24 protein-coding genes and 1 tRNA gene are annotated in these 26977 nt (G+C 31.3%); 14 read left to right on the top strand and 11 right to left on the bottom strand.

Going from position 1 to position 26977, the window contains the following annotated elements:
• The first annotated feature begins 29 nt into the window (after positions 1-29).
• From JAO71_RS07965 to JAO71_RS07980, 4 genes are all read left to right on the top strand, one after another.
• A complete protein-coding gene (locus JAO71_RS07965) occupies positions 30-527 on the top strand; it encodes a DUF1573 domain-containing protein (protein ID WP_036599036.1) in 498 nt (165 codons plus the stop codon).
• Entirely contained in the window at positions 527-823 is a 297-nt protein-coding gene (yajC, locus tag JAO71_RS07970) for a preprotein translocase subunit YajC (protein WP_054852786.1), read from the top strand. Before JAO71_RS07965 ends, yajC begins: the two co-directional genes overlap by 1 nt.
• 677 nt (positions 824-1500) lie before the next feature.
• Positions 1501-3879 carry a TonB-dependent receptor gene (locus tag JAO71_RS07975; protein ID WP_116824385.1) on the top strand — a complete coding sequence of 793 codons (2379 nt, stop codon included), beginning with the start codon at positions 1501-1503 and terminating at the stop codon, positions 3877-3879.
• Between the two features lie 186 nt (positions 3880-4065).
• Positions 4066-4147: transfer RNA gene (locus JAO71_RS07980), tRNA-Tyr, on the top strand.
• 72 nt (positions 4148-4219) lie between these two features.
• On the opposite strand, the gene JAO71_RS07985 is transcribed toward JAO71_RS07980, so the two are convergent.
• The 5 genes from JAO71_RS07985 to pepT all read right to left on the bottom strand — a co-directional run bounded on the left by JAO71_RS07985 (position 4220) and on the right by pepT (position 8123).
• A complete protein-coding gene (locus JAO71_RS07985; RefSeq protein ID WP_054852784.1) occupies positions 4220-4591 on the bottom strand; it encodes a hypothetical protein in 372 nt (123 codons plus the stop codon).
• 100 nt (positions 4592-4691) lie between these two features.
• Entirely contained in the window at positions 4692-5030 is a 339-nt protein-coding gene (locus JAO71_RS07990; protein ID WP_215906974.1) for an SET domain-containing protein-lysine N-methyltransferase, read from the bottom strand.
• A 233-nt stretch (positions 5031-5263) separates the two neighbouring features.
• On the bottom strand, positions 5264-5782 hold the full coding sequence (locus JAO71_RS07995; RefSeq protein WP_203000097.1) for a hypothetical protein: 519 nt from the start codon (positions 5780-5782) through the stop codon (positions 5264-5266).
• Positions 5783-5798: 16 nt separating this feature from the next.
• Positions 5799-6878 carry an L-dopachrome tautomerase-related protein gene (locus JAO71_RS08000; RefSeq protein ID WP_317193470.1) on the bottom strand — a complete coding sequence of 360 codons (1080 nt, stop codon included), beginning with the start codon at positions 6876-6878 and terminating at the stop codon, positions 5799-5801.
• A 3-nt stretch (positions 6879-6881) separates the two neighbouring features.
• Positions 6882-8123: a peptidase T gene (pepT, locus tag JAO71_RS08005; protein WP_203000098.1), complete on the bottom strand. Its 1242-nt coding sequence runs from the start codon at positions 8121-8123 to the stop codon at positions 6882-6884.
• A 150-nt stretch (positions 8124-8273) separates the two neighbouring features.
• On the opposite strand from pepT, the gene JAO71_RS08010 reads away from it, so the two are divergent.
• The 8 genes from JAO71_RS08010 (at position 8274) to JAO71_RS08045 (ending at position 17625) form a co-directional block, all read left to right on the top strand.
• A complete protein-coding gene (locus JAO71_RS08010; RefSeq protein ID WP_203000100.1) occupies positions 8274-9308 on the top strand; it encodes a quinone-dependent dihydroorotate dehydrogenase in 1035 nt (344 codons plus the stop codon).
• A complete protein-coding gene (locus tag JAO71_RS08015) occupies positions 9309-9935 on the top strand; it encodes a LysE family translocator (RefSeq protein ID WP_203000102.1) in 627 nt (208 codons plus the stop codon).
• Between the two features lie 30 nt (positions 9936-9965).
• Positions 9966-10829: a hydroxymethylglutaryl-CoA lyase gene (locus tag JAO71_RS08020; protein WP_203000104.1), complete on the top strand. Its 864-nt coding sequence runs from the start codon at positions 9966-9968 to the stop codon at positions 10827-10829.
• A gap of 208 nt (positions 10830-11037) precedes the next feature.
• Complete coding sequence (locus tag JAO71_RS08025) at positions 11038-12246, top strand: DUF4856 domain-containing protein (protein ID WP_203000106.1); 1209 nt, start codon at positions 11038-11040, stop codon at positions 12244-12246.
• Between the two features lie 87 nt (positions 12247-12333).
• On the top strand, positions 12334-13425 hold the full coding sequence (locus JAO71_RS08030; protein WP_054852776.1) for an imelysin family protein: 1092 nt from the start codon (positions 12334-12336) through the stop codon (positions 13423-13425).
• 57 nt (positions 13426-13482) lie between these two features.
• On the top strand, positions 13483-14847 hold the full coding sequence (locus tag JAO71_RS08035) for an HTTM domain-containing protein (RefSeq protein WP_203000108.1): 1365 nt from the start codon (positions 13483-13485) through the stop codon (positions 14845-14847).
• Positions 14828-17254 (top strand): TonB-dependent receptor family protein, encoded by a 2427-nt coding sequence (locus JAO71_RS08040; protein WP_203000110.1) that lies wholly within the window; start codon positions 14828-14830, stop codon positions 17252-17254. Before JAO71_RS08035 ends, JAO71_RS08040 begins: the two co-directional genes overlap by 20 nt.
• A gap of 122 nt (positions 17255-17376) precedes the next feature.
• Entirely contained in the window at positions 17377-17625 is a 249-nt protein-coding gene (locus JAO71_RS08045) for a hypothetical protein (RefSeq protein ID WP_203000112.1), read from the top strand.
• Positions 17626-17677: 52 nt separating this feature from the next.
• Here the strand turns inward: JAO71_RS08045 and JAO71_RS08050 are convergent, their stop codons facing one another.
• From JAO71_RS08050 to JAO71_RS08060, 3 genes are all read right to left on the bottom strand, one after another.
• The gene (locus JAO71_RS08050; RefSeq protein ID WP_203000114.1) at positions 17678-18757 is read right to left on the bottom strand and encodes an imelysin family protein; all 1080 of its coding nucleotides are present in this window, start codon (positions 18755-18757) and stop codon (positions 17678-17680) included.
• 2 nt (positions 18758-18759) lie between these two features.
• The gene (locus JAO71_RS08055; protein ID WP_203000116.1) at positions 18760-20166 is read right to left on the bottom strand and encodes a di-heme oxidoreductase family protein; all 1407 of its coding nucleotides are present in this window, start codon (positions 20164-20166) and stop codon (positions 18760-18762) included.
• Between the two features lie 74 nt (positions 20167-20240).
• Positions 20241-21467, bottom strand: coding sequence for an imelysin family protein (locus JAO71_RS08060; RefSeq protein ID WP_203000118.1), 1227 nt, complete (start codon positions 21465-21467; stop codon positions 20241-20243).
• Between the two features lie 216 nt (positions 21468-21683).
• Between JAO71_RS08060 and guaB the strand changes: the two genes are divergently transcribed.
• On the top strand, positions 21684-23153 hold the full coding sequence (gene guaB / locus JAO71_RS08065) for an IMP dehydrogenase (protein WP_054852771.1): 1470 nt from the start codon (positions 21684-21686) through the stop codon (positions 23151-23153).
• Between the two features lie 240 nt (positions 23154-23393).
• Positions 23394-24911 (top strand): GH3 family domain-containing protein, encoded by a 1518-nt coding sequence (locus tag JAO71_RS08070; protein WP_203000119.1) that lies wholly within the window; start codon positions 23394-23396, stop codon positions 24909-24911.
• On the opposite strand, the gene JAO71_RS08075 is transcribed toward JAO71_RS08070, so the two are convergent.
• From JAO71_RS08075 to JAO71_RS08085, 3 genes are all read right to left on the bottom strand, one after another.
• Positions 24908-25513: a hypothetical protein gene (locus tag JAO71_RS08075; protein WP_054852769.1), complete on the bottom strand. Its 606-nt coding sequence runs from the start codon at positions 25511-25513 to the stop codon at positions 24908-24910. The two genes, JAO71_RS08070 and JAO71_RS08075, sit on opposite strands and share 4 nt — an antisense overlap.
• 122 nt (positions 25514-25635) lie before the next feature.
• Positions 25636-26481 (bottom strand): aldo/keto reductase, encoded by an 846-nt coding sequence (locus JAO71_RS08080; protein ID WP_203000121.1) that lies wholly within the window; start codon positions 26479-26481, stop codon positions 25636-25638.
• 102 nt (positions 26482-26583) lie between these two features.
• Entirely contained in the window at positions 26584-26925 is a 342-nt protein-coding gene (locus JAO71_RS08085) for a hypothetical protein (RefSeq protein WP_116824403.1), read from the bottom strand.
• Between the last annotated feature and the right edge of the window lie 52 nt (positions 26926-26977).

A 26977-nucleotide genomic window follows, 5' to 3' on the forward strand; every position in this document is an offset into this window, starting at 1 on the left:
TAAGGTTTCAACAAAACTAAATACCTATTATGAAAAAAGTATTGATTCTATTAAGCGCAGTATGCTTAATCAGCTTAACATCATGTAAGCAAAATGCAGCAGCTAAAATTGACGCAAGTAATGTAACTGCAGCAGCAGAGAGAGATGCAAAATCTGACAAATTACCTGTAATTACTTTTGATAAAAAAGAGCATGACTTTGGTCAAATAGTTTCTGGTACTCCTCAAGAAACAGTATTTACTTACACAAATACAGGTGAGGCACCATTAGTAATTACAGATATTAAAAGTACATGTGGTTGTACTGTACCAAAAGATTGGTCAAGAGAGCCATTAGCAGTTGGAGCATCAGACAAATTTACTGTTAAATTTAACGGTAAAGGCGCTAACAAAACATCTAAAGTAATCAACATAACAGCTAACACAGCTTCAGGAAAAGAGTCTGTAAAGATTTCAGCTTTTATTACTCCAGACCCTAATGCAGCAGCAAAAGGAGCTAATACTAATTTAGGACCAGTTATTAAGTAATGGAAAGTATTAGCAGTTTTTTACCTATAATTGCCATGTTTGCTGTAGTGTATTTCTTTATGATTGCACCACAAATGAAACGTGCAAAAAAAGAAAAGCAATTTGCTGCAGATTTAAAACGTGGTGATAAAGTAATAACTAAAAGTGGTATGCATGGTAAAATTGCCGAGCTTAACGACAAAGACAATAGTTGTGTTATTGAAACCATGTCTGGAAAATTAAAATTTGATCGTTCAGCTATTTCAATGGAAATGAGCTCTGCGTTAAATAAACCAGCAACTAGCTTAAAAAAGTAAATACATTTTACATTATATTATAAAAAGGCGACCAATTAATTGGTCGCCTTTTTTTATTCAACAGTTTTTGTATTTATCATATAATCCTTTATGGTCTATTATTAAGGGTTTGATTTTTTCTATTCGTTTTTGTTTAGTTTGCCTCTGTTAAGTAATTACAATATTCATGTTGTTTATAGATTTAAGTGTTTTAAAAGCTAATAGTTAACGTTAGCCTAAAAGCAAAACTGTCTCAAACTTTTTTAAGGATTTTTAAGTGTACGCTATTTATTCTTCTTTTTTGATTATATAGAGCTTTTTTTAAATAAGTATTTATAATATTTAAGTCTACATCATTAATGGATTTAAATCTTAATTGTCTAAGTAACTTGGTTTTTCCTTCTTGTGTATTATATAATAATCTATGCTTATCTTTTAATTCTGTTTTAATATTTTAAGTATTTATTAAATTTAGGACCTCTCTATAGACATGATTATTTTGGATATATTCTTCAACAGAAGATACTTTTTTCATTATATATTATTTAGAGCAATTTAAAAAACTACATTTTTTATCTCTATCTATTTCTATCTCTGACTAATATTTATTTTTATTTAGATTAAATATAAATAAACTTTGAAATTTTAGTTTTGAAGATTATATTTGCGCTTTATTTAAAATCAATCTAAATAATATTATGTTTAAGCAAATAACTTTTATATTAATTATGGCAGTTCAGTTGTCATTTTCACAATCTAAAATAACTGGTACTGTTACTAATGAAGCAGATGAAATAATTCCGTATGCATCAATCACCTTAGAAGGAACATATATAGGTGTATCAGCAGATGCTGATGGTTTTTTTATGTTCGAAGATCTTAAAAATGGGACTTACACTATTAAGGTGTCTTCAGTTGGTTACAAAATAGTAAATCAAGTTGTCAACTTAACTGAAAACGAAACAAAAACATTAACATTTAAACTTCAATTTGATGGTGATTTAGACGAAGTAGAAGTTTTTGGTAACCGTTTTAAGCATCCTGATAAAATTGAAGCTTTGACTAGATTACCATTAGCGCCTTATGAACAAATTCAAAGTATATCTATAATATCAGATAAATTGATAGAACAGCAAGGTAATTTAACAATTTCTGATGCAACCAAAAACGTTCCTGGTGTGTATACATTTGCTACCTATGGTAATAAAAGAGAAAGTATGTCTTCTCGAGGCTTTAGAGGAATTCCTGTTTTAAAAAACGGAGTTAGAGTGCATTCAGATTTTAGAGGTCAAGGTATTTTGACAGATATGCAAGGTGTAGATAATATACAGGTTTTAAAAGGTGCAGCATCAATTACGCAAGGTGTTGCAACCGATTTAGGAAGTCCAGGAGGTATTATAAATCTTGTTACTAAGACTCCTAAATATGAATTTGGTGGTAATGTATCTTTACGTGGTGGAAGCTTTGGTCAAGCTAGAACTACTTTTGATGTTTATGGTCCTTTGGCCAAAACTGAAACAACTGCTTTTAGATTAAATGGAGCTTTAGAGCGTGCCGATAGTTATAGAGATGGAATAAGTTCTGATCGATTTTACATCAACCCTTCTTTTCAATGGAAAGCAGATGACAAAACAACTATAACTTTAGAATTAGATTATTTTGAAGATAGCCGAACTCCAGATTTAGGAACTGTAAACCTTGGTGAAAATGATCAGAATTTAATTTATGACTTACCATATGATCAGTTTTTAGGTTTTGAAGATGATAAAGCATTAACGACTAATACAACTTATGCTGTTAGATTTGATAGAGTATTATCTGACAAATTAAGCTTAAAAGGAGCTTATTATAAATCTAATTTAGAGCTTGATGATAAAGGAGCTAGTTTAGGTGGTGTAGTTAGTGATGTAGATGGTAATTCAATTTATAATCAAAGATCAAGAGGGTATTCTCTGTCAACTAGAGAAGACAATAATAGTGTCATTCAATTTGACTTAATAGGTGATGAACTAAAAACAGGAAATATTTCACATACTTTTCAAGTAGGATTTGACTATCGCACCAATAATTATAATACAACTTCACAACGTGCAACTACTGTAGATACCATAGATGTTTTTACTAGCAATACAAGTGTATTGCCTAGTGATATAGACTTTTCAGCAATTTCAATTCAATCAGCTAAATCAAAAGCGTTAGGATTTGTTGCTCAAGATGTTGTAAAGTTTAACAAGTATTTAAAAGCCTTTTTTGGATTACGTTACAGTAAAACCAGAACAATCACAGAAACTGAAACAACTGAAAGTGATGCTTTTAATCCATTAGGTGGTATTATTGTTTCTCCAATAGAAAATGTAAATGTCTTTGCTTCTTATACCAATAGCTCCTATCCAAGAACAGCAACAAGATTAGATGTTAATGGAAATGAGTTAGGTAATGAGCGTTACGACCAATTTGAAGCAGGTATTAAAACCAATTGGTTAAATAGCAGATTGCGTTTTAACTTAACTTACTTCAAAATAAATAATAAAGATATTAATCTACCGGTATATGATGTTAACTGGGAAGAAACAGGGTATTATGCTAAAGGAGGTAATGATGAAAGAAAAGGAATAGAAGTAGAGCTTACAGGTCGTATTTTAGATAATTTAGAAGTCATTACTGGATATTCATACATTGTTGCACAGTACAAAGAACACACGTCATATGTATATGGTTCAGCACCTTTAAACACACCTAAGCATACGTTTAATGTGTATGCTAATTATAGTTTTAAAGAAGAATTACAAGGTTTATCAGTTGGAGCAGGAGTCTATTATACAGGAGAACGTCCAATTAATGACTGGAGTGCAGGAGCAGTAACACATGAAGGTATTGTACCAAATCAAGAACCATTTGATGTTGATACTAATACCCAAGTTAATGCCCAATTAGCTTACAAAGTTGATAATCATTGGAATTTTAGAGTATTAGTTAATAATGTATTTGACTCTATAGGTTACAATGCCTATAGAACAAGTTTTATTAATCAAACAGATCCAAGAAATTTTTCAGGAGTATTAACCTACAAATTTTAACCCAAATCTACTTTGTTTAAAGCGTAACATTAAAAAATGTTACGCTTTTTTTATGTTTTAATTTTTTATTTAATTTTTTTTCAGGTCTAACTTATTAAAAATCAACTCCGAAAAAAAAGACGTCAAAAAACTGCACTTTTTTGTTTGTTATATATTAAAAGTTAGTATATCTTTGCCGTCAGTTTTGGGGAGATACTCAAGCGGCCAACGAGGGCAGACTGTAAATCTGCTGACTACGTCTTCGCAGGTTCGAATCCTGCTCTCCCCACATTATAACTAAAAAAGCCTTCTTATAATAAGAAGGCTTTTTTTTATGCTTTATATTTTAATCTTTAATGACTTAGTAGTCCATTAAAGCTTTTTTGTAATATTTTAAATCTAAGATATTCATGCTGTTTTCTAGATTACCTATTAACGCAATTAAATATTTTAAACTCTCAACAGGATCCAATGTCGAAGCTTCAGTGGTGTCCACATCAATATCTTCATCTTCAATTGGACTATCTTCAGGAATAGGAATTAAAAAAGAGTCGTTAGCTTCAATATGCTCATAAGCATAACGTAAAACTTTAACAGCTAAAGGAACTTCTAATTCTAAAACATAAGTTCTTAATTGTTTGATGTCGTCAATTAAAGTATCTGTATTAATACCTGTAGCGTCTAGGTTACTTTGGATACTGTCTATTAATTTAAGTGCTTTTTTATTTTCCAAGATGTAAAATTAAAATAAGGTTAGTTACTGTGTTTATGCAAATTTAATTTTTTCTTTCCTTACGGGAAATCAATTACAGATGTTTATTTTAAAATAAATATTATTCCTGATGCTTTTTCCAGTAAGCTTTACCATAACCACAAAAAATCTCTTGACCAGATTTTATTTTTTTTGTTGCTTTAATGCAGACGTTTTGATTGTCATCTAAAGTGATTTCTGCATTGTTTTTAAACTTAGTATTGATGCTTCCTTTGGTGTCGTTAGCATATTTAGCAAAACAATCAGTATGCATACTATCCATTATAGTACCATTTAATAGATTAATAAAATATCTGTCGTTATTTTGTTTAGCTCGTTTATGTGCTTCATTACTATCTAAAATTTCACCTTTAAAAAGCGTTATAATTTCATCTTTATAAATTTCAATTGCAGTAAACAATCCATTACCAGCTTTAGGTATTTGTGAAGGTTGTACGTATAAGTAATCCGCTTCATCTGCATCAATTGTATTGTTTTGTGAACTCGTATTTTTGATGGAATTTAATTTAATTATTAGTAATAATTTTTAAAATAATCTTAGTTATTTGTACGAAGTTAATTAAAATAGCAAAAGCCAAAACATAAGTTTTGGCTTTTTTAGGTTATATTTTGTGATTAATTGGTTTTGAAATGTTACAATTCAATTGTTTTTAAATCAATGTAATCACCATTCCAGTCTTTATGTTTTTTTACAATTTCTAAAGTTTTTGGAATCGAAAGGTTTTTTGAAACTTCTAATTTTTTATTGAAAATACTTAAGGTATTATTACTGGTATTATAAATCATATTAGCTCCATTTATAGGTGCTTTTATAGCTTTACCATTACTCATTTTTATGCTATTGGTAATAACATTTTCTCTTAGGTATTGTTGATTACCATCTGTACTTACAGTACCTTCAAATTGTAATAGTGTATAAAAATTTAATGTACTATCATTAGATTTTTGATTTTGAACCTTTTTAGTAGCTGTTGATAAAAAATCAATGTGATAAGCACTGTCTTTTACTATTTTTAGCACAACAATTTCATTGCGACTGGTTTTGTAAATAGACTGTTTAATGTGGCTGTTTTCGCTTTTTGTATCAGTTTTATCTTTGCAACTAATAACTACAGATAGTATTAATAATAAAAGTATGGTTAGTTTTTTCATTTGGGACATTACATGGTTATTTAAGACTTATTTTATTGACTTGAAAAGTCATGGTAGGTATTGGACCAGATATTTCGTTTATTCTAGAATTAGTATAATATAAGGTGTCATTATAAATGCTAAAAGTATCAGCCCAACGTACTAAATCACCTTTAGCTATAGTGGTTGTCTTTCCGTTTAAATCTCTTTTTAATATGGCGTTATTTTCTAGATCTGCGTAATAAAGATTACCAGATTGGTCAAAAATCATTCCGTCAGGTGCTGCGGTTTTATCAACAACTTCAACAGCTGCTTCAATTTGTTGATCTGTACCATTAATTAACACATCAGTTGATACTGCATATAAAGTGTAACCAGTTAACGCATGAAAATATAATGTGTTATCTATTTGGTTTAATGCAATTCCGTCCGAATGTACAGTGTTTACCCATTGCTTACCATTAATCGTTAAATGATCTACTTCTGCTGTAGTAGATTTATGATCAGTCAATACACGTTTGAAAATTCCTGATTCTAAATTTAGAATTATTAAACCAGCATGTCCAGAGTCCGTAAAATAAGCAACATTATTTTTTCGATCTATACGCACGTCATTTATATATGAGTCTTTAAAAAACACATCGTTTGTTAGCGTAAAGGTTTGTTTTAAAGCGTTTTTTTGTAAATCAAAAACAAAAATTTTAGGGTTAGAAATAACACCTTTAAACATAGGGTTTCTTGTGTCCACTACAAACAATTCGTTTTGAGAGGCAACTACAGATTGTACAGCTACAAAAGTAGAATCTGTTACTGTTGCGTCTTCTGTCCAGTTGTTCCAATTTTTATTTGGAAATGGTATAGATTGTCCGTTTACAATTTCGGTTACAGAGTGCTTTACTGTTGGTCTCCATCTAGGAAAATTAACAAACATACGTCCAGTCTCACTAACAGTAACACCTGTAACTTGTTGACCTGTAAATTGTGCAACTTCTGTAATAACAGGTAAAGTGTCTGTTTTTGTAGCAACTTCTGTTGTAATATTTGATTGTTTTTTATCTGTTTTGCAAGCTATTGTACACAGTGCAATAGCAGAAAGTATTAATATTTTTTTCATCATATTTTACTTGTTTTGTTCAGCACTAATTTCTGCAATTTTGCAAATCACTTCAGTAGCCTTGATCATGCTTTCTACAGGAACATACTCATAACGACCATGAAAGTTATGTCCACCAGCAAAAATATTAGGACACGGTAAGCCCATATAACTTAATTGTGACCCATCTGTACCACCACGAATGGCTTTTATAAGTGGTTTAATGTCTAACTGTTTCATAGCTTCTTCAGCAATATCTACAATATGCATTACAGGTTCTACCTTTTCTTTCATGTTAAAATACTGATCTTTAATTTCAATAGTAACAACCTCTCTTTCGTATTGGTTATTTAATTCATCAGTTAATTTTTGCATCATTTCTTTTCTAGCTTCAAAATGACCTAAATCATGATCTCTGATAATGTATTCTAAAACAGTTTCTTCCACTTCACCTGAGATAGAGTATAGGTGGAAAAAACCTTGGTAACCCTCAGTATGTTCTGGCGTTTCAAGTCTTGGTAACGAGTTTATAAACTCGGTTGCAATGTACATTGAGTTTACCATTTTACCTTTAGCATATCCAGGATGTACTATTTTACCTTTTACTTTGACAACAGCACCTGCAGCATTAAAATTTTCGTATTCTAATTCTCCAATTTGACTACCATCCATAGTATAAGCCCAATCAGCACCAAATTTTTCAACATCAAATTTGTGAGCTCCACGACCAATTTCTTCATCAGGAGTAAATCCAACTCTGATTGTTCCGTGTTTGATTTGTGGATTAGCAATAAGGTATTCCATTGCCGAAATAATTTCTGTAATTCCAGCCTTATCATCAGCGCCTAAAAGTGTTGTTCCGTCTGTAGTAATAATAGTTTGACCTTTATATTGTAATAAATCTTCAAAATAATCTGGTGATAATACAATGTTTTCATCTGCATTAAGGACAATGTCTTTACCATCATAAACATCAATAATCTGAGGTTTTACATTAGCTCCAGTAAAATCTGGAGTCGTATCAAAATGAGATATAAAACCAATAGTTGGTACGTCATGATCTACATTACTTGGTAAAGTTGCCATAATGTAAGCGTGCTTATCTATAGTTACATCTTGCATACCAATAGTTTTTAGCTCGTCAACCAAAGCATTAGCTAAATCCCATTGTTTGGCAGTACTTGGTGTGGTGTCACTAGCAGGATCAGACTCAGTATCTACAGTAACATAACTTACAAACCTTTTAATTATATCTTCTTTTGAAATCATTTTATTGTGATTTTATATTTTAATTTTTGTCTTAAATTTACAGCTAAATTAATTAATTTAACTGTAGGCCAAAGTTACGATTATTAAGTTTTTCAGCTTTTGAATTGCTCAATTTTTTAATTAGAATTACTTTTGTGCAAACCTATTACAATGTACAAATCCCTTCTAAGACCATTTTTTTTTAGTTTCGATCCTGAAAAAATCCATCATTTCACGTTTTCATTAATAAAATCGACCTCTAAAATACCTGGAATGTCTAAACTTTTTAGACGTTTATATACCATTGAAGATCCTAAACTAGAGCGTGAACTCTTTGGTTTAACCTTTAAAAACCCAGTCGGATTAGCAGCAGGTTTTGATAAAAATGCAGTGTTATATAACGAACTTGCTAATTTTGGTTTTGGTTTTATTGAAATAGGAACCGTTACACCAAAGGGTCAAGCTGGTAATCCAAAACAACGTCTATTTAGATTAAAAGACGATCAAGGGATTATTAATAGAATGGGCTTTAATAACGAAGGATTAGAACAAGCAATACTTCAACTTAAAAAAAATAAAGGTAAACTTATTATTGGTGGTAACATTGGTAAAAACACACAGACTAAACCTGAAGATTATACTAAAGACTACTTGGAGTGTTTTAATGGTTTGCATCCATATGTAGACTATTTTGTGCTAAATGTTAGTTGTCCAAACGTTGGTAGTCATGCTAAACTAAATGATAAAGACTATTTATTAGAGTTAATAGGAGCTGTGCAAAAAGCTAATAAAACGTTTGATAAACAAAAACCAATTGTATTAAAAATTGCTCCAGACTTAAATAATAATCAATTAGATGAAATTATTGAGCTTATTGCAGAAACCAATTTAGATGGTGTAATTGCTAGTAACACTTCTGTGGATCGCTCCAATCTTAAAGCTTCCGCAGAAAGATTGTCAGACATAGGTAATGGAGGTGTTAGCGGTCAACCAGTGAAAGAAAAATCTACTAAAGTCATAAAGTATCTAGCTGAAAAAAGTAATAAAGCTTTTCCTATTATTGGAGTTGGCGGAATACATTCGGCTAAAGACGCATTAGAAAAAATTGAAGCAGGAGCAGATTTGGTTCAAATTTATACAGGATTTGTTTATGAAGGTCCAAGTCTAATTAAAAATATAAACCAAGCTATTTTAAACAAAAGCTAAATGAATTTTGAAATTCTTTTCAGTTTTGTTCTAGCCACAGCAGCATTAGCTATCTCTCCAGGACCAGATAATATTTATGTGTTAATGCAAAGTATTACAAATGGTCGTAAATATGGATTAGCGACGGTATGTGGTTTAATTTCTGGTTGTTTAGTCCATACAACTTTAGTAGCCTTTGGTGTCTCTGCTATTATAAAAGAAAGTGATACTCTTTTTTTTATAATAAAAGCCTTAGGCGCAATATACCTATTGTATTTAGCCTATAAAGTTTTTAAAAGTGATGCTAATGTAACCTTGTCTGATGCAGCAGTCCCTAAAAAAAGTTTAGGACAATTATTTAAGCAAGGTGTGATCATGAATGTGTTAAATCCAAAAGTATCTATTTTCTTTTTGGCATTTTTTCCAGCTTATTTATACAGTGAAACTATTAATACGGTTACTCAGTTTTACGTTTTAGGATTATTATTTATGACTACGTCTTTTGCTGTTTTTGCATTAATCGCAATTTTAGCTGGATTTATTTCGGATTACTTAAAACAAAATAAAAATATTGGTCTGATTTTAAAATGGTTACAAATTGTGGTCTTTATTGGAATTGCAATTTTTATCTTTCTTTCAGAAAAATAAAGTACTTTTATAGAACAATACAAAGTGCAAATGTCAAACCAAGTTAAAGTTATAGAATGTCCTAGAGATGCCATGCAAGGCATTAAGCAGTTTATTCCTACAAAACAAAAAGTACAATATATCCAATCTTTGCTTCGTGTTGGTTTTGATACTATTGACTTTGGTAGCTTTGTGTCACCTAAAGCTATACCACAAATGGTTGATACAGCAGAAGTATTGGCACAATTAGATTTAAGCCAAACTAAAAGTAAATTGTTATCAATTATAGCTAACTCTAGAGGTGCTACTGATGCTTGCAAGCATCCAGAGATTGATTATTTAGGCTATCCATTTTCTATTTCAGAAAATTTTCAAATGCGTAATACACACAAGACTATTGCACAATCTATAGTTTTACTTCAAGATATTTTAAATCAGGCAGATGCAGCTAACAAAGAAGTTGTGGTTTATATATCAATGGGATTTGGTAACCCATATGGTGATCCTTGGGATGTGAATATAGTAGGAGAGTGGACTGAGCGTTTAAGCAAAATGGGAGTAAAAATCTTGTCTTTAAGTGATACTGTTGGCACTTCAAACCCTGAAAATATTGACTATTTATTTTCTAATTTAATTCCAGAATATCAAAATATAGAGTTTGGTGCGCACTTGCATACCACACCAGATACTTGGTTTGAAAAAGTGGATTCAGCCTATAGAGCAGGTTGCAAGCGTTTTGATGGAGCTATTCAAGGTTTTGGAGGTTGTCCAATGGCTAAAGATGACTTAACTGGTAATATGCCAACAGAAAAGGTATTGTCTTATTTAACTTCAAAAAAAGTTAATAATCTAAATGCGATGTCTTTTGAAAGTGCTTATAATGAATCTTCTAAGATATTTAATGCATATCATTAACTACTACACATTGTCTTTCAATTAAATTGAAAGATTTTTAACTATTTTAAAACGCTGTAATATAGGTTTTTATGTTGTTTTTTTTGTTTTAATTTAAATTTGGTCTAAATAAACTTGTAATAAAAGCTTTAGGTTTTTATTTTTGCATAAAAAATACAGAGCTATCTGTATTTAGTCTAAATAATAATAGAAACAAAATTATTTTTAAATGAAAAAAATCGCATTCGGATTAGCAGCATTAGCAACCTTAGCATTAACCTCATGTTCTAGCGACGATGATGGTGGAAACGTTACACCAACGACTTCTGTAACAACTCCAGACACATATACTTTTGAAAGAGATGGAAGTACAACAGTAAACTTTAGTGGTCAAACAACACGTATTCAAATGGCTCAAGAGTTAATCGCAGGTTTTTTAGATACTTCAAATACAGAAGCAACTTTAGATGCAATGTTTGCTCATGAAGAAGGTAATGCAGATTTTAGTGATGCAGATTTAAATGCATCAAACAAAAGCATTAGAAGTAAAACAGCAGCTTCTACAGATTATTTTTCAGCAAATACTACAGATGCAGCAGTAATAAAAGCAATATTCGATTATTATATTTTTGCACAAGTAGAGGATGTATTCCCTAACTGGACAACTATCGCAACAGCTGGTTATGCAGGTCAATTACAACAAGCTGGTGGAGGAACTACACGTTATGTAAATGAACAAGGTTTAGAATATAACCAAGCCTTTGCAAAAAGTTTGATAGGTGCTTTAATGACAGATCAAATATTAAACAACTACTTAAGTCCTTCAGTTTTAGATGCGGGAGATAATGTTGCAAATAATGATGCAGCTGTTTTAGATGGTGATAATAATTACACTACTATGGAACATAAATGGGATGAAGCTTATGGTTACTTATATGGTAACGAAGACAATCCAGCTGTTCCAGTTTTAGGAGCAGATAACTTTTTAAACGAGTATTTGTCAAGAGTAGATAGCGATACAGACTTTAATGGTATTGCAATGGATGTATACAACGCGTTTAAATTAGGTCGTGCTGCAATTGTAGCTAAAGATTATGACGTACGTGATGCTCAAGCAGACATTATTAGAGAAAAAATATCTCAAGTAATTGCAGTTAGAGCAATCTATTATTTACAACAAGGAAAAAATAATCTAGGAACAAGTAATGCATTAGCTTTTCACGCATTATCTGAAGCTTACGGATTTATTTATAGCTTACAGTTCACAAGAAAACCAGGGACTACTGAACCATATTTTTCTAAAGACGAAGTATTGTTTTTAACAGACTCTTTAATGCAAGGTGATGGTTTTTGGGATGTAACTGCCGAAACTTTAGATACTCTTTCTGATACAATTTCAGCAGAGTTTAGTTTCACAACTGAGCAAGCAGGAAGTTAAGATTTAAACTTATTAATAGTAGTCATTTATTTAAATGGCTACTATTAAGTATTTTTGCTCACTGAAAAAAGAAAAATTATTATTTATATGAAAAAGTTAATTTACATTTTTGCGGTATTTGTACTAGTAGCAGCATGTTCAGAATCTGATGATTCTAATGACAATGGTGTTGTAGACAATTATAATAGAGCTGCCATGCAAACCAATTTAGCAGACAATATTATAATACCAAGTCTTGAAAGCTTCAAAACCTCTTTAGAAACATTTTCTGATGCTAACTCAACATTTGTTGCTAGTCCAGATCAAGTTAATTTAGATAATTTAAGAGCAGCTTGGTTAGATGCTTACAAAAAATGGCAGTTAGTAGAACCTTTTGATATCGGTCAAGCCGAAGTTATTGGTTACCGTAACCAAATGAATATATATCCTACAGATGTAGATAATATTGAAAGTAATATTGAAAACGGAAACTATGACTTAACGCATGACAATAATAATGACGCAGTTGGATTTCCTGCATTAGATTATATGCTTTATGGTTTAGCAGATTCTGATACAGAGCTATTAAACAAATATCAAGACGTAAAATACATTACGTATTTAACAGATTTGATAGAAGCTATGAGCATGATTACCGAAGAAGTTCTTACAGATTGGACAACAAATTACAGATCTTTATTTGTCTCTAGTACAAATAATACCTTAACAAGTGCTGTAAATAAATTCATCAACGATTATATTTTTTATTTTGAAAAAGGTTTAAGAGCAAATAAAATTGGTATTCCTGCAGGAGTTTTTTCAACAAATCCATTATCTGAAAAGGCAGAGGCTATATACAATGGAAGTAATTCAAGAGATTTAGCAATTTTAGCTTTAGATAATGCTCAAAATATTTTTAACGGTAAAACTTCTATTAATTCAGAAATTGGAGAAGGTTTTTATTCTTATTTAGTTCAGTTAGGTAGAACAGATTTAGCAACACTTATTAATACCAGAATAGATGATGCTAGAGAGAAAATTCTACTTTTAAATCAAGATTTAAAAACTCAAGTTGAAATCGATAATACTAAAATGAACGAAGCTTATGATGCATTACAGTTAGTAGTCGTATCTTTAAAAGTTGATATGTTACAAGCGTTTGATGTAAGTGTTGACTATCAAGATGCTGATGGTGATTAATACTAAATAACACTAATTTTAAAGGTTGATTGTAATATATCAACCTTTTTTTGTAACATGAATTTTAGCTTTAAAACATATTTAAATAAAACCACAGATGCTGCAACTTTAGCAGTGTTCAGGATTGGTTTTGGTGTAATGATGTGCTATGGTATAATTCGTTTTTGGGCCAAAGATTGGATTGACACAGTTTACCTACAGCCCAAATTTCATTTCAAGTATTATGGTTTTGAGTGGGTTCACGTTTTAGGTAATTACACCTATTTATTATTTTTAATATGTGGTTTGTCTGCCATTTTTGTAGCTATAGGTTATAAGTATAGATTAGCCATAATTACCTTTTTTATTAGCTTTACTTATATAGAGTTAATGGATAAAACTGTGTATTTAAATCATTATTACTTTATAAGTATACTTAGCTTTTTAATGATTTTTTTACCTGCTAATGCCTACTTTTCTTTAGATAATTATAAGTCTAAAAAAGCTTTTAATACCATGCCTAAATGGTGCGTTGATAGTATCAAACTGCTATTAGGTATTGTTTATTTTTATGCAGGATTGGCTAAAATTAATAGTGATTGGTTATTTAGAGCACAACCTTTAAAAATTTGGCTACCCTCTAAATATGATTTACCATTTATTGGCGAAACTGTGATGCAGCAAGAGTGGTTTCACTTTGCCATGAGTTGGTCAGGTATGTTGTATGATTTACTTATTCCGTTTTTTCTATTGTATAAACGTACACGCTTTGTAGCCTTTTTATTTGTTATTTTTTTCCATGTATTTACAAGAGTGTTATTTCCAATAGGTATGTTTCCTTTTGTAATGATAGTTAGTGCAATCATCTTTTTTGATGCTACAATACATCATAAAATATTAAATAAAATAAAGTCGTTGCTTGGCTTTATTTCCGCGAAAGCGAAACCTATACAATACAAACAAGTATACGCTGTAAGGTATAGTAAATTAATACTACCTATAATAGGATTATTTTTTGCGATACAATTATTATTTCCGTTTAGATATCTATTATATCCAGGCGAATTATTTTGGACAGAGGAAGGTTACCGTTTATCATGGCGTGTGATGTTAATGGAAAAAATGGGAAACACTACGTTTAAAATTGTAGATAAAAATGGGAATTCATTTTTGGTTAACAACTCAGATTTTTTAACACCATTACAAGAAAAACAAATGAGTTCTCAACCAGATTTTATATTAGAATACGCTCATTATTTAGGTGATCATTTTAGTAGTCAAGGTCATAAAGGTGTAGAGGTTTATGCTAAAAGTTATGTGGCTTTAAATGGAAGATTAAGTCAATTATTTGTTGACGAAAGCGTAAATTTGTACCAAGAAAAAGAATCATTTAAACACAAAGATTGGATTTTACCATTTAAAGATGAAATTAAAGGACTTTAACCTATTATTACTAGTAACGTTATCTGCTTTTAGCATGATGGCACAACAAAAAATTTCTGGTACTATTATTAATCACAAAGGCGAAGCATTAAGTAATATTGGTGTTTATGACTCTGCTAAAGGGTTGATAACCATGTCAGATCCTAATGGTTTTTTTAGTTTTACTACTGAAAAAGAAACTTTAAAATTAACCTTTTTTGATTATGAATACGAAGTTTTAGAACAAACCATAAATACAGCTGATGCTGAAAACTTAAGCATTAAATTATTTCCTTTAACGGAAACCACATTATCAGAAGTAGAAATTACCGTTAGAAAAGCAAAATTATTTAGTTTAAACCGACTGGCAGATGTTGAAGAAACTGCTATTTACGCAGGAAAAAAGACAGAAGTGGTTTTAGTAGACCAATCTATGGCTAATCTTGGCGCTAACAATGCAAGGCAGTTATATAGTCAAGTGGCTGGTTTAAACATTTATCAAAATGATGATGCAGGTTTACAGCTAAACATTGGTGGTCGTGGTTTAGACCCAAACAGAACCGCTAATTTTAACACTAGACAAAATGGATATGATATAAGTGCAGATGTGTTAGGTTATCCTGAGAGTTATTACACACCAACTGCTGAAGCTTTGCAAGAAATACAGATAGTTAGAGGTGCTGCATCACTACAATACGGAACGCAGTTTGGAGGTTTGGTAAACTTTAAAATGAAAACACCAAACACACAAAAACCATTAGAAATTATTACAAGAAATACCGTTGGTAGCAATGGGTTATATACCAACTTTACAAGTGCTAGTGGTACTAAAGGTAAGTTTAGTTATTATACTTTTTTTAATTATAAAAAAGGAGATGGGTTTAGAGATAACTCTAACTTCGAGTCTAAAAATTTTTACGCACATTTAGGGTATCAATTTAATGATAAAACCAAGTTGAAAGGTGAGGTCACGTATTTAAGATATTTAGCAAAACAGGCTGGAGGATTAAATGACGATATGTTTGAAGACGATCCTTACCAAAGTAATCGAGAGCGTAACTGGTTTCAGGTAGATTGGTTGTTGTATAATTTAAAGCTATCACATCAGTTTTCTGAAAACACAAATTTTACATTTAACGCATTTGGATTAAATGCTTCAAGAAATGCATTAGGTTATAGATCCAATCGTGTGGATCAAGGAGATAGTAATGGCGTTAGAGATTTAATTAAAGGCGAATTTGATAATATTGGTTTTGAAACTAGAGTTTTGACCAATTATAACCTGTTTAATAAAAAAGCTATAGGACTTTTAGGTGCTAAATTTTATAAAGCAGAAAACACCTCTGAGCAAGGACCAGGAAGTGATGGTTTTGATCCTAATTTTGATTTTCAATATGAAACTTTTCCTAATTATTCTAATCAATCAAGTTATACGTACCCTAACTTAAACTTGGCTATTTTTGGAGAAAATATTGTGTATTTAAACGATAAGCTATCTATAACACCAGGTTTTAGATTTGAATATATTAACACCCAAAGTGATGGTTTTTATAGAGAAATTAATACCGATGGTGCTGGTAATGTTATTTTAAATGAATATACAGAGGATGACTTAACCAGAGAACGCTCGTTTGTACTTTTAGGCTTAGGTGCAAGTTACAAACCAAGTAATACGTTTGAAGTCTACGGAAACTTATCTCAAAACTACAGATCTGTAACATTTTCGGATATTAGTATAAATAATCCAGCCTTCATAATTAGTCCTGATATTGATGACGAAAGTGGTTTTACTCTAGATGCAGGTATAAGAGGAAAACTATCCAATAAAGTATCTTTTGATGTTAGTGCTTTTAGCTTATTTTATAACGATAGAATAGGTTTAGTTCAACGTGTTATAGAAGATACAAGTATTAAAACCGAAAGAGGTAATGTTGGTGATGCTATGATGTATGGTATTGAGAGTTTAGTAGAATTTAACTTAGAAAGCTTATTACTTAAAAACGAAGATTATATTTTTAACTACTATGTTAACTTTTCTTATGTAGACTCCGAATATACAAGGTCTAATGCAATAGGAGTAGTAGGTAATAAAGTTGAATTTATACCAAACTATAACTTTAAAACAGGTGTTAGATTAGGTTATAAAGACTTTTTATCTAATATACAATATACCTATTTATCGTCTCAGTTTACAGACGCAACAAATTCCGTTGATGGAAATTTAAGTGGAGTTGTTGGTCAGATACCAGCTTATGATGTTTTAGACGTGTCTTTATCTTACAAGTACAAGCAATTTAAGCTTGAAGCAGGTGTAAACAATGTATTGGATAATGCTTATTATACAAGACGTGCTACAGGTTATCCAGGACCAGGAATTATACCGTCTGCCAACCGTAATTTTTACACAACATTGGAAGTGAAATTTTAAAATCACTCATTTATTTTAAGACAGTCTAAATAGAAACTGTTGCTAATCAGTGTGTTTGTTTGGTTTTTGACTTAATGTTTTAATATCTTTAAGTAGTATTAATCTATAAAAGAAGAAAAATTATGTCAATAAGAATAGGAAATAGCTGTGTAAACTGTGAGAATTTAACTGAGAATGAAGTATGTAAAGTACACGCTGTAAAAGTAAGTGATAATTATACTTGTGATAGCTTTGAAATGAAAGCTGCACTAAAAAATGATCCTAATTGTGGGACTTGTGCACGTTATGAATCTACTAACTGTGTTAATCCGCAAAAAGCTGCACCAGGAATGTTATGTTCACATTGGGCACCACAAAATGCTCAAGCTTAATTTTAATTATAGTTAAAGTAAAAGCCCACTTTTAAAGTGGGCTTTTTTATTTTTAATCTCCATCATTATCTGTAGATGTGATAATGATGGATAAAATACTTCTAACATCAACACTAAATAATATACCTAATGCATCAAGTTCTGTATGCAAGTGTGCAACCAAATCAGGATGAGAGTTTATAGCGTCAAATAAAGGTACAGGAATAGCATCAATTGCATTTTGTACGTCTTCAATTTTATTTTCTACTGCTTGATTTAAATCATTATTTTTAATAATGTGGTAGACATAATCATCAATACCTAAACCTTCAGAATTAAAATAAACGTTTTTTACACTATTAATGTTTTCTTTTAAAATAGTTAATGATAAACTACTAAAATAAGCTTGTGTAAGTTCTGGATTGGTAATTTGAGAATTTTCTAAACCTGCAGGTTTTCCAATTTTAGTTACTTTTCCTGTATCTATCAAATTATATAAACCATTGTATAATCTATTAAAAGAATCTCTTATTCCGCTTTCATTATTATCAATAAATGCACTAGCATAATTACCAGGACTATTCCAGATACCAACAAGTCTTTCTGATTGTGATTTTAAATCTAAGGCTGTGTATTTTAAATAATCTTGTCTTTTAATATCATTAATAAATTGAGTGTTTATAGTAGTAATATCTGTATTAAACAATAAATACTCTAAAGCAGACAGTGTTTTAATTTGTGGACTTTTAGTTGCTAACAATTCTTCAGTAATAGCATCATTGTCATTAATAACGTTTTCTAAAGCACTTGGTAGTGTTGGCCAATTGTATACTGCTAAATGCATAAACTGATCTCTAACATCACCAATATTAAAGGCGTAAATATTAGCATACGCTTTAGCTGTTATTTTCCATTGGTCTTTAGCAAGACTTAAATTAGCTTCAGTTAAAGTGTTTAAATAATTTTTAATACTAGTATTCAAAGTATTGCTTTCAGTATTAAAATGTACGACACTTGGTAGTATTTGGTAATTTGTGACATCTTCTAAAAGTTGCATAACATTAAATGCTACCTCTTCTTCTTGATCGTTATCACTATTACAACTTAATGCTAATAGGCAAATTAGTAGTAAGGCTTTATATATGTTTTTCATAATTATAATGAGTTTACAAAATCAATTAATTGTTGACGTTTTTCAGCAGGTAAATTTTTGAAGTTTTGTTTAATAGTTTCAGCTTCTCCACCATGCCATAAAATAGCTTCTTCTATGTTTCTAGCACGACCATCATGAAGTAGGTTGGTGTGGTTATTAACGGTTTCAATTAAACCAATTCCCCAAAGTGGTTGTGTTCTCCATTCGTTTCCGTTGGCATTAAAATCGTCTCGATTATCAGCTAAATCGTCTCCCATATCGTGTAATAAAAAATCAGAATATGGTTTGATTGTTACATTTTTTAAAAATTCGCTTTCTGCATCAGTACCTGTAGTTTGGTTAATAGCATGACATGCTATACAGTTAAGTTCATCAAATAATATACGTCCTTGTATGACATCTTCATCTAAATAATTACGACGATTAGGTACTGCTAAATGCGCTTGATAAAATACGACTTTATCCAATTGGTCATCGGTTACCTCAGGAGCTCCTCCATTAGGAGCATCAAAACAGTCTTGTTGTGGAGACGGACAGTTTTGCTCGCTAAAAATTGTTGTAGTTAATCCCATATCACCATGAAAAGCACCTGCTACTTGTTGTTTTAAGGTTGGTGCATTAGCTTTCCAACCGTATTTACCAACTTCCGTAGTATTGGTTTCATAGTTATATACAAAATTAGCACGACCAGAGATACCATCGTTGTTACTATCATTAATATCTTCAAATTTAGTGATTTCAATATCTGGTAAAGCAGAAATTAATCCTAAGCCAATCGTTTGTTGCCCAACTCTTGGAGATGTATTTACACCATCTAAACTTCCAAATTGTTCGTCTTCAAACGTATAAATTGGTTTTTGTAACTGGTAAGTTGTTCCATCAGGATAAGTCCCTTCTATTATTTGATAGTTAACAATAACTTTGGTTTCATATTGTATACTATTATTGGCTAGTTCTTGTAGTTGTAAACCATAACCTGGTACAGGAATTGCGTCTCCATTAACATCTTGTCCATTTAAACTAACACGCATTAAAAATCCGCTAGAATTTTGTCCATTTACTAAAGGTTGACCTCGACCATCTTTAAAATGGCAGTTTGCACACGCACGAGCGTTAAACGTTGGACCTAATCCATCTCTAGCTGTTGTAGACGCTGGAGAAGAAACCCATGTTTGATTAAATAAAGAATTACCAGTTGCAAATTTAGCTTGTTCTTGAAAGGATAATCCATCTATTTCAAATCCAAACGCATTTCCACTAGTAGAGTTAACACCTAGTGCACCAGTTAATAATTCTTCTCTATCAACATACCCATCTAAAGGGGTTTGAATATCGATATAATTATCATCATTTTTGCAGCTTATTACTGTCAAAATAATTAGACTAAGTGTTAATAATAGGTATTTCATTATGTACATATTTAAAACAGAAAAAATCTCGAAACTTAATTCGAGATTTTTAAATCATTGTATTTTATAATCTATTATAAGCTAATTCCTATAGCATTAGCAGATGCACTAATCTCATCAGCCCACTCTTGAAGAGCTACTACACTTTGCATAACTACTCCAAAATTAGAATCTGTTGAGCTTTCTAAGGTTATTAAATAATCAAATGGTTGAGCGTTATTAGCAATAGCATTTACTTTTTCCATTGCATTTTCAGCAGCAGTTAATAAAGTTGCAGCTTGCGCTGGGTTAGCTTGTTTAACTAAGTCGTAAAAAGAAGCACCACTCACAGTACTATATTCACCAAAAACCACATTGTAAACTCCTTTTGCATTAGAATAAATATCACGATGAGTGTTGTCACTAAAACAAGAATGTTCGTCTTCTTGACCTAATCCACCAATACCATCGGTAGAATCTACAGGAGCAATGATACGTTCAGAGCTTAACTCATCTCCAGCAATAAAAAAGGCTCCATTTATTAATTGTTTAAGTGCAACATCTTGATCTAAGTTTTCAAAAACAGTTCTGTATGTTCCTCCAGTAGCCCAAGTTGTTGTTAAAGCATTTAAATCGCTAACTAGTAAATCGGTTGCTGTTTGTAAATACAGAGCGCGTCTGTCTGCATGATCAGCAGTTGTATAATCGGTAAATGCTCTTGTTCCTGGTAAGTCGTCCACTGGCATTGTGTTGTCTTGTCCCCAAAGTAAAAACTCAATAGCGTGCCATCCAGTACTTATAGACTTTTCTTGCTCTACGTCAAAACCTTCATTGTAATTTGCAAGAGTAGCTTGATCAATAGTAATAGTGTCGTCACCTATAATACTGTCGTAATCGTTAGCATATTCCTCTGTCCCAGCAGCAACATAGTCGATATAACTTTCGTCTATGGGCCAAGCATTCATTTGTCCCTCTGTACCTAAAGACCAAGTTTCAGATTCAGTATCAACAGGTCCAGTAGCTTCTCTAAAGGCTTCTGTTAATCCGTAAAATTCTCTTGCATCTAACCAGGCTTGCTTAGCAGCAGTAAAACTGTCTTCTGTAGGAGTAGCTATAAAATCTTCAATAGCTGATTGCATATCTAAAGCACTATTGTAGCTATCTAAATAGGTTTGATAAACTAAGTTACCATAAGTTGCAGTCACATCAGATTTACTAACTGCATTTGCGTCTTCTGTAATTGTATAATCATCATTATTACATGAAAATATAGATAAAGATAATCCAAGTACTAATGTGGTTTTAAAAAAATTGGTTTTCATTTGTTGTTATTTAGACTTAATAAAAATAATAACGCAAATATATTTTTAGATTCAATACAAAACAAGTTATTTAGAATTAATCTTAATAAATTTTTAAGATTAAATTTCAATTCTAAAATCATTGAATTAAATATTTAGTTTTCATTCTGATTGTTAAAAAGTATTGTAGTAATAATATAATGATTACCTTTACACGCAATTAATTCTAATTGCAACATGACAGCACACGAAAACAAAATTGTCGGAGAAGGTCTAACGTATGATGACGTACTTTTAGTTCCAGCATTTTCAGAGGTACTTCCACGCGAAGTCAACATTCAATCTAAATTTACAAGAAATATTACCATTAACGTACCAATAGTTTCTGCAGCTATGGATACTGTTACAGAAAGTCAAATGGCAATTGCTATGGCTAGAGAAGGAGGTATTGGTGTGTTGCATAAAAACATGACTATAGAGCAACAAGCGACTAAAGTACGTAAAGTTAAACGTGCAGAAAGTGGTATGATTATAGATCCTGTAACTTTACCTTTAACCGCTGTTGTAAGTGATGCTAAAAATGCAATGAAAGAACATAGCATTGGAGGAATTCCAATAGTAGATAAAGACGGAGTTTTAAAAGGTATTGTTACTAACAGAGACTTACGTTTTGAGCATGAAAATAGTAGGCCAATTGTTGAGGTTATGACAAGTGAAAAGCTAGTAACAGCTCCTGTTGGAACATCATTAAAAGATGCTGAAAAAATATTACAACAAAATAAAATTGAAAAGCTTTTAATAGTTGAAGGTGATAAGTTAGAGGGTTTAATAACCTTTAGAGATATCACTAAAGTCACACAAAAGCCTATAGCAAATAAAGATACTTTTGGACGTCTACGTGTTGCTGCAGCAATTGGTGTCACTGGAGATGCTGTAGATCGTGCTGAAGCTTTGGTTAAAGCCGATGTTGATGCCATAGTAATAGATACTGCACATGGACATACAAAAGGTGTAGTTAGTGTTTTAAAAGAAATAAAATCTAAATTTCCTAAACTAGAAGTTATAGTAGGTAATATTGCAACAGGAGCAGCTGCTAAGTATTTAGTAGAAGCTGGAGCAGATGCAGTAAAAGTTGGTATTGGACCAGGTTCTATTTGTACAACTCGTGTTGTTGCAGGTGTTGGTTTTCCTCAATTTAGTGCAGTATTAGAGGTGGCAGCAGCTATAAAAGGAAGTGGAGTGCCAGTTATTGCAGATGGAGGAATCCGTTACACAGGTGATATACCTAAAGCCTTAGCTGCAGGAGCAGACACTGTTATGTTAGGGTCTCTTTTAGCAGGAACCAAAGAAAGTCCAGGAGAAACGATTATATACGAAGGACGTAAGTTTAAGTCGTATAGAGGTATGGGATCTGTAGAAGCTATGAAAAAAGGAAGTAAAGACCGTTATTTCCAAGATGTTGAAGATGATATTAAAAAATTAGTACCAGAAGGTATTGTCGGACGTGTCCCTTATAAAGGTGATTTATATGAAAGTTTACACCAATTTATAGGTGGTTTAAGAGCAGGAATGGGTTATTGTGGAGCAAAAGATGTAGCCACTTTACAAGATACTGGACGTTTTGTTAAAATTACGGCTTCAGGAATTAATGAGAGTCATCCACATGATGTGACTATCACCAAGGAAGCTCCAAATTACTCAAGATAACACCTTGTTAAAATATAAAAAAAAGCACAACTTTTGAGTTGTGCTTTTTTTATTAAGATTAGTTATGTTATTGAAAATTACTTGAAATATGAGCTAAATTGAAACTTTAATGGTTTATTTAGAATGTTAATTTTACTTTAAGATAACTTGATGAATGCATATTTATATTTATTTTCAAATTATTGTTCACTAGAAGAGTTTCTCTTTTAGAATTAATACAAGTAATCAACTTACATAACCATGGAAATTATAGGAAATATTATAAAAGGTGCTATTCATTTAAAGGATGCTTTAACACCAGAGGTCAATCCAATTGAAGCACAAGAAAAAGTATTGGAAATGCTTTTAAAAACAGCCAAAGACACCCAGTTTGGTAAGCACTATAATTTTGAAACTATACTAAATCAAGAAACGCCTAGTTTAGCTTTTGCAAATCAAGTTCCGTTTTTTGACTATAATCAAATTAATGAAGCTTGGTGGTCTAAATTACATGAAGGAGAAGAAGATGTTACCTGGCCAGGAAGTCCTACTTATTTTGCATTAAGTTCTGGTACAACCGGAAAAACCAGTAAGCGTATTCCTGTTACAGACGCAATGTTATCTGCTATAAAACAAGCAGGAATAGATCAAGTTACTGCACTTAGTAATTTTGATTTGCCAGCAGAATTTTTTGCAACAGAAGCGATGATGTTAGGTAGTTCTACCGATTTAACAGAAAAGGACGATCATTTAGAAGGTGAGATTAGCGGAATTACTGCAAGTAATATTCCATCATGGTTTAAAGGTTTTTATAAACCAGGCGAAGCGATTGCTAAAATAAACGATTGGGATAAACGTGTTGTTCAAATAGCAAAACGAGCAAAACAATGGGATATTGGAGCATTAAGTGGTATTCCTTCATGGATGGAGTTAATGCTTAAAACAGTTATAGACTATCATAAAGTAGACAATATTCATCAGGTATGGCCAAACTTACAAGTCTATACTTCTGGAGGAGTCGCTTTTGGGCCTTATAAAAAAAGCTTTAATGTCTTACTTGGTAAACCAGTCACTGTTATTGATACTTATTTAGCTTCAGAGGGCTTTTTGGCTTTTCAAGCCAGACCAGAAACCACTGCAATGCAGTTAGTGACTAATGGCGGAATTTATTTTGAGTTTGTACCCTTTAAGCCAGAATACATAAATCCTGATGGATCCATAACACAAGATGCACCAAGTTTAACTTTAAAGGATGTTGAACTTGATCAGGATTATGTTGTAATAATAAGTACTGTTAGTGGAGCTTGGCGTTATTTAATAGGTGATACTATAGAATTTACAAATATTGAAAAAGCAGAAATAAAAATAACAGGTCGTACTAAATTCTTTTTAAATACAGTTGGTTCTCAGCTATCAGTTAATAAGTTAGATGATGCTATTAGGTTTTTAGAAGAAAAATTTAAGACTACAATTCCTGAATACACATTATGTGCTAAGCGTTTTGATGATGGTTTTTATCATTCTTGGTATTTAGGTTCTGATAATTTAACATCAGAAACTGTTGCTGATGTTTTAGATGAATTTTTGAAAGACGCTAATAAAAACTATAAAGTTGCTAGAAGTAAAGCTTTAGAAGGTGTTAAAGTAGAAGTAGTCAGTCCAGAAGTGTTTCATGATTGGAGTGGAGCTAATAAGAAAAAAGGTGGTCAAGTTAAAATGGAACGCGTTATGGGAGAAGATAAGTTTAAAACTTGGGAGGATTTTGTCGTTAAATATTAAGATTTAGAGATTTCTAAGTCACGTTGATGTATTAGTTCCATAATTTCTTCTGGAGATAAATAGTATTTTTTGATTCTAGCAATATATGATGCATCAATATTTGCTTGACTTAAGATAAACTCTTTTGTAATCAAAATATATTTTTCCATACCAGATTTAACAGCATAAGTGTCTGCAGCTCTTTCTGCTTCAGCAATATGGTTGTCTGACAATAAATACTTAATACCAAACCAAATTAAATTACTGTTACTGCGGTTTCTGTAATCCATAATATGACCTAATTCGTGACCAATCCAACCTATAATAACATCTTTTGGCATGTCTTTAGTATAAAAGGTTTCGCCTGAGATTTTAACAGTTTCACTAATAAAAATATTATAGGATCTGTTACCTTTTTTCTTAAAAAAACTACCAAAACTAGGTTGTGCTTGCATGGTAGATTTTTTAATGTTTTTCTTAAACTCAAAATTAATAGTCGTATCCTTTAAATCAGGATAGTAAGATAGAGCAATTTCTATTTCTGTTTTAATAGATTCTGGTATTGTACATTGTGGATAGGTCGTATTTGTCATTAAAAGTATTAGGATTAATTTTAGTTTCATTTATACAATAATATATGATTTTACTACTTTGATTGAAAGTCTTTTAACTTTTAATAGGTTGTTTTTAACAGACATAAAAAAAGCACAACTCTAAAGTTGTGCTTTTTTTATGTAAATTATATTTATTTAATGCGATCTGGCCAGAAGTTAGGATGCTCTCCACTAAAACCCAATTTTGGTATTGCATTGATTTGTTCCATTTCTGAAGTTGATAACTCAAAATCAAAGATTTTTAGATTTTCTTCCATACGTTGAGGTGATGAAGATTTAGGAATTACAATTACGTCATGTTGTAAAACCCATCTTAAACAAATTTGCGGAATAGTTTTTTGATGTGTATTGGCAATGTCTATTAATATTTGATTATCAAACACGCGACCTCTGGCTAAAGGAGACCAAGACTGTACTGCAATATTTTTAGATTTACAATACGAGGTTAATTCTTCTTGCCAATATCCAGGATGGAACTCGATTTGATTTACAGCAGGTATAACATTAGCTGTTTTAAATAAAGCTTCTAAGTGCTCTTGAAAAAAATTACTGACTCCAATGGATTTGATTTTACCTTCAGCTTGTAATTCTTCCATTGCGCGCCAGCTTTCCGCATTAGCGTGTTCCCAGTCCTTATAGTTTTTAGCATTTCCAGGCCAATGGATAAGGTAAAGGTCGATATAATCTAAATTTAATTTTTTAAGAGATTTATTAAATTCAGCTTTAGCTTGGTCATAACTTAAGTTTTCTCGCCAAAGTTTGGTTGTAATATATAATTCGTTTCTGTCGATTCCACTTTTTTTGATGCCTTGTGCTACAGCTTCTTCATTACCATAAATTGCAGCAGTGTCAAATAATCTATAACCTTTTGCTATAGCATTGGCAACAGACTGAATACCTTCTTGCTCTGTACATTTATAGGTTCCGAAGCCTGCGATAGGTATTTTAGTGTCATCATTTAAATGTTTAAATGTCATGATTTAATATTTAATAATTGCTAATTACAAGGTACGTCTTATCTAATTTTATATAAAATTGCTTAATCTGTTTAACGACTTTTTAGCATTTGTAAAACTATTTTATAAAGGTGTAATACAATTTACTTCTACAATTTGACCAGCCATACAAATATCCATTCTGTCTTTAATTTCTGTATAGCTAAAAGTTATTTTCTTTTGATCTTTTAATGTGATATCAAATGTTTTTAAGTTAATGGGATTAACTTTTTTATTATTTTCTAATAAAATCATCCAACCACAACCATCTAATCCAGTCATATTTACTAATGTTCCATTAACTTGATTAGGACAGGTTTTGTTTTTAGTTGTTTTAGAGTTTGCGCATGACAAACCTAAAATAGTAATAGCAATTAGGTAAATAAATTTCTTTTTAAAAATTAAGTTCAATTGGCTTTTTGACATGATTTTGTGTTGGTTTAAAATTAGTTTAAATAAAAAACACAACTTATAAAGT

This window comes from Olleya sediminilitoris (assembly GCF_016785945.1).
Classification (GTDB): Bacteria; Bacteroidota; Bacteroidia; order Flavobacteriales; family Flavobacteriaceae; genus Olleya; species Olleya sediminilitoris.

Bases quoted from the DNA above. Each gene is read 5' to 3' on its own strand.
- JAO71_RS08045 (WP_203000112.1), top strand. From the start codon at position 17,377: ATGTCAATAAGAATAGGAAATAGCTGTGTAAACTGTGAGAATTTAACT.
- JAO71_RS08040 (WP_203000110.1), top strand. From the start codon at position 14,828: ATGAAATTAAAGGACTTTAACCTATTATTACTAGTAACGTTATCTGCT.
- JAO71_RS08000 (WP_317193470.1), bottom strand. From the start codon at position 6,878: ATGATGAAAAAAATATTAATACTTTCTGCTATTGCACTGTGTACAATA.
- JAO71_RS08080 (WP_203000121.1), bottom strand. From the start codon at position 26,481: ATGACATTTAAACATTTAAATGATGACACTAAAATACCTATCGCAGGC.
- JAO71_RS07965 (WP_036599036.1), top strand. From the start codon at position 30: ATGAAAAAAGTATTGATTCTATTAAGCGCAGTATGCTTAATCAGCTTA.
- JAO71_RS08030 (WP_054852776.1), top strand. From the start codon at position 12,334: ATGAAAAAGTTAATTTACATTTTTGCGGTATTTGTACTAGTAGCAGCA.
- JAO71_RS08070 (WP_203000119.1), top strand. From the start codon at position 23,394: ATGGAAATTATAGGAAATATTATAAAAGGTGCTATTCATTTAAAGGAT.
- JAO71_RS08020 (WP_203000104.1), top strand. From the start codon at position 9,966: ATGTCAAACCAAGTTAAAGTTATAGAATGTCCTAGAGATGCCATGCAA.
- guaB (WP_054852771.1), top strand. From the start codon at position 21,684: ATGACAGCACACGAAAACAAAATTGTCGGAGAAGGTCTAACGTATGAT.
- JAO71_RS07975 (WP_116824385.1), top strand. From the start codon at position 1,501: ATGTTTAAGCAAATAACTTTTATATTAATTATGGCAGTTCAGTTGTCA.
- JAO71_RS08050 (WP_203000114.1), bottom strand. From the start codon at position 18,757: ATGAAAAACATATATAAAGCCTTACTACTAATTTGCCTATTAGCATTA.
- JAO71_RS08010 (WP_203000100.1), top strand. From the start codon at position 8,274: ATGTACAAATCCCTTCTAAGACCATTTTTTTTTAGTTTCGATCCTGAA.
- JAO71_RS08025 (WP_203000106.1), top strand. From the start codon at position 11,038: ATGAAAAAAATCGCATTCGGATTAGCAGCATTAGCAACCTTAGCATTA.
- pepT (WP_203000098.1), bottom strand. From the start codon at position 8,123: ATGATTTCAAAAGAAGATATAATTAAAAGGTTTGTAAGTTATGTTACT.
- JAO71_RS08085 (WP_116824403.1), bottom strand. From the start codon at position 26,925: ATGTCAAAAAGCCAATTGAACTTAATTTTTAAAAAGAAATTTATTTAC.
- JAO71_RS08060 (WP_203000118.1), bottom strand. From the start codon at position 21,467: ATGAAAACCAATTTTTTTAAAACCACATTAGTACTTGGATTATCTTTA.
- JAO71_RS08055 (WP_203000116.1), bottom strand. From the start codon at position 20,166: ATGAAATACCTATTATTAACACTTAGTCTAATTATTTTGACAGTAATA.
- JAO71_RS07995 (WP_203000097.1), bottom strand. From the start codon at position 5,782: ATGAAAAAACTAACCATACTTTTATTATTAATACTATCTGTAGTTATT.
- yajC (WP_054852786.1), top strand. From the start codon at position 527: ATGGAAAGTATTAGCAGTTTTTTACCTATAATTGCCATGTTTGCTGTA.
- JAO71_RS08015 (WP_203000102.1), top strand. From the start codon at position 9,309: ATGAATTTTGAAATTCTTTTCAGTTTTGTTCTAGCCACAGCAGCATTA.
- JAO71_RS08035 (WP_203000108.1), top strand. From the start codon at position 13,483: ATGAATTTTAGCTTTAAAACATATTTAAATAAAACCACAGATGCTGCA.
- JAO71_RS08075 (WP_054852769.1), bottom strand. From the start codon at position 25,513: ATGAAACTAAAATTAATCCTAATACTTTTAATGACAAATACGACCTAT.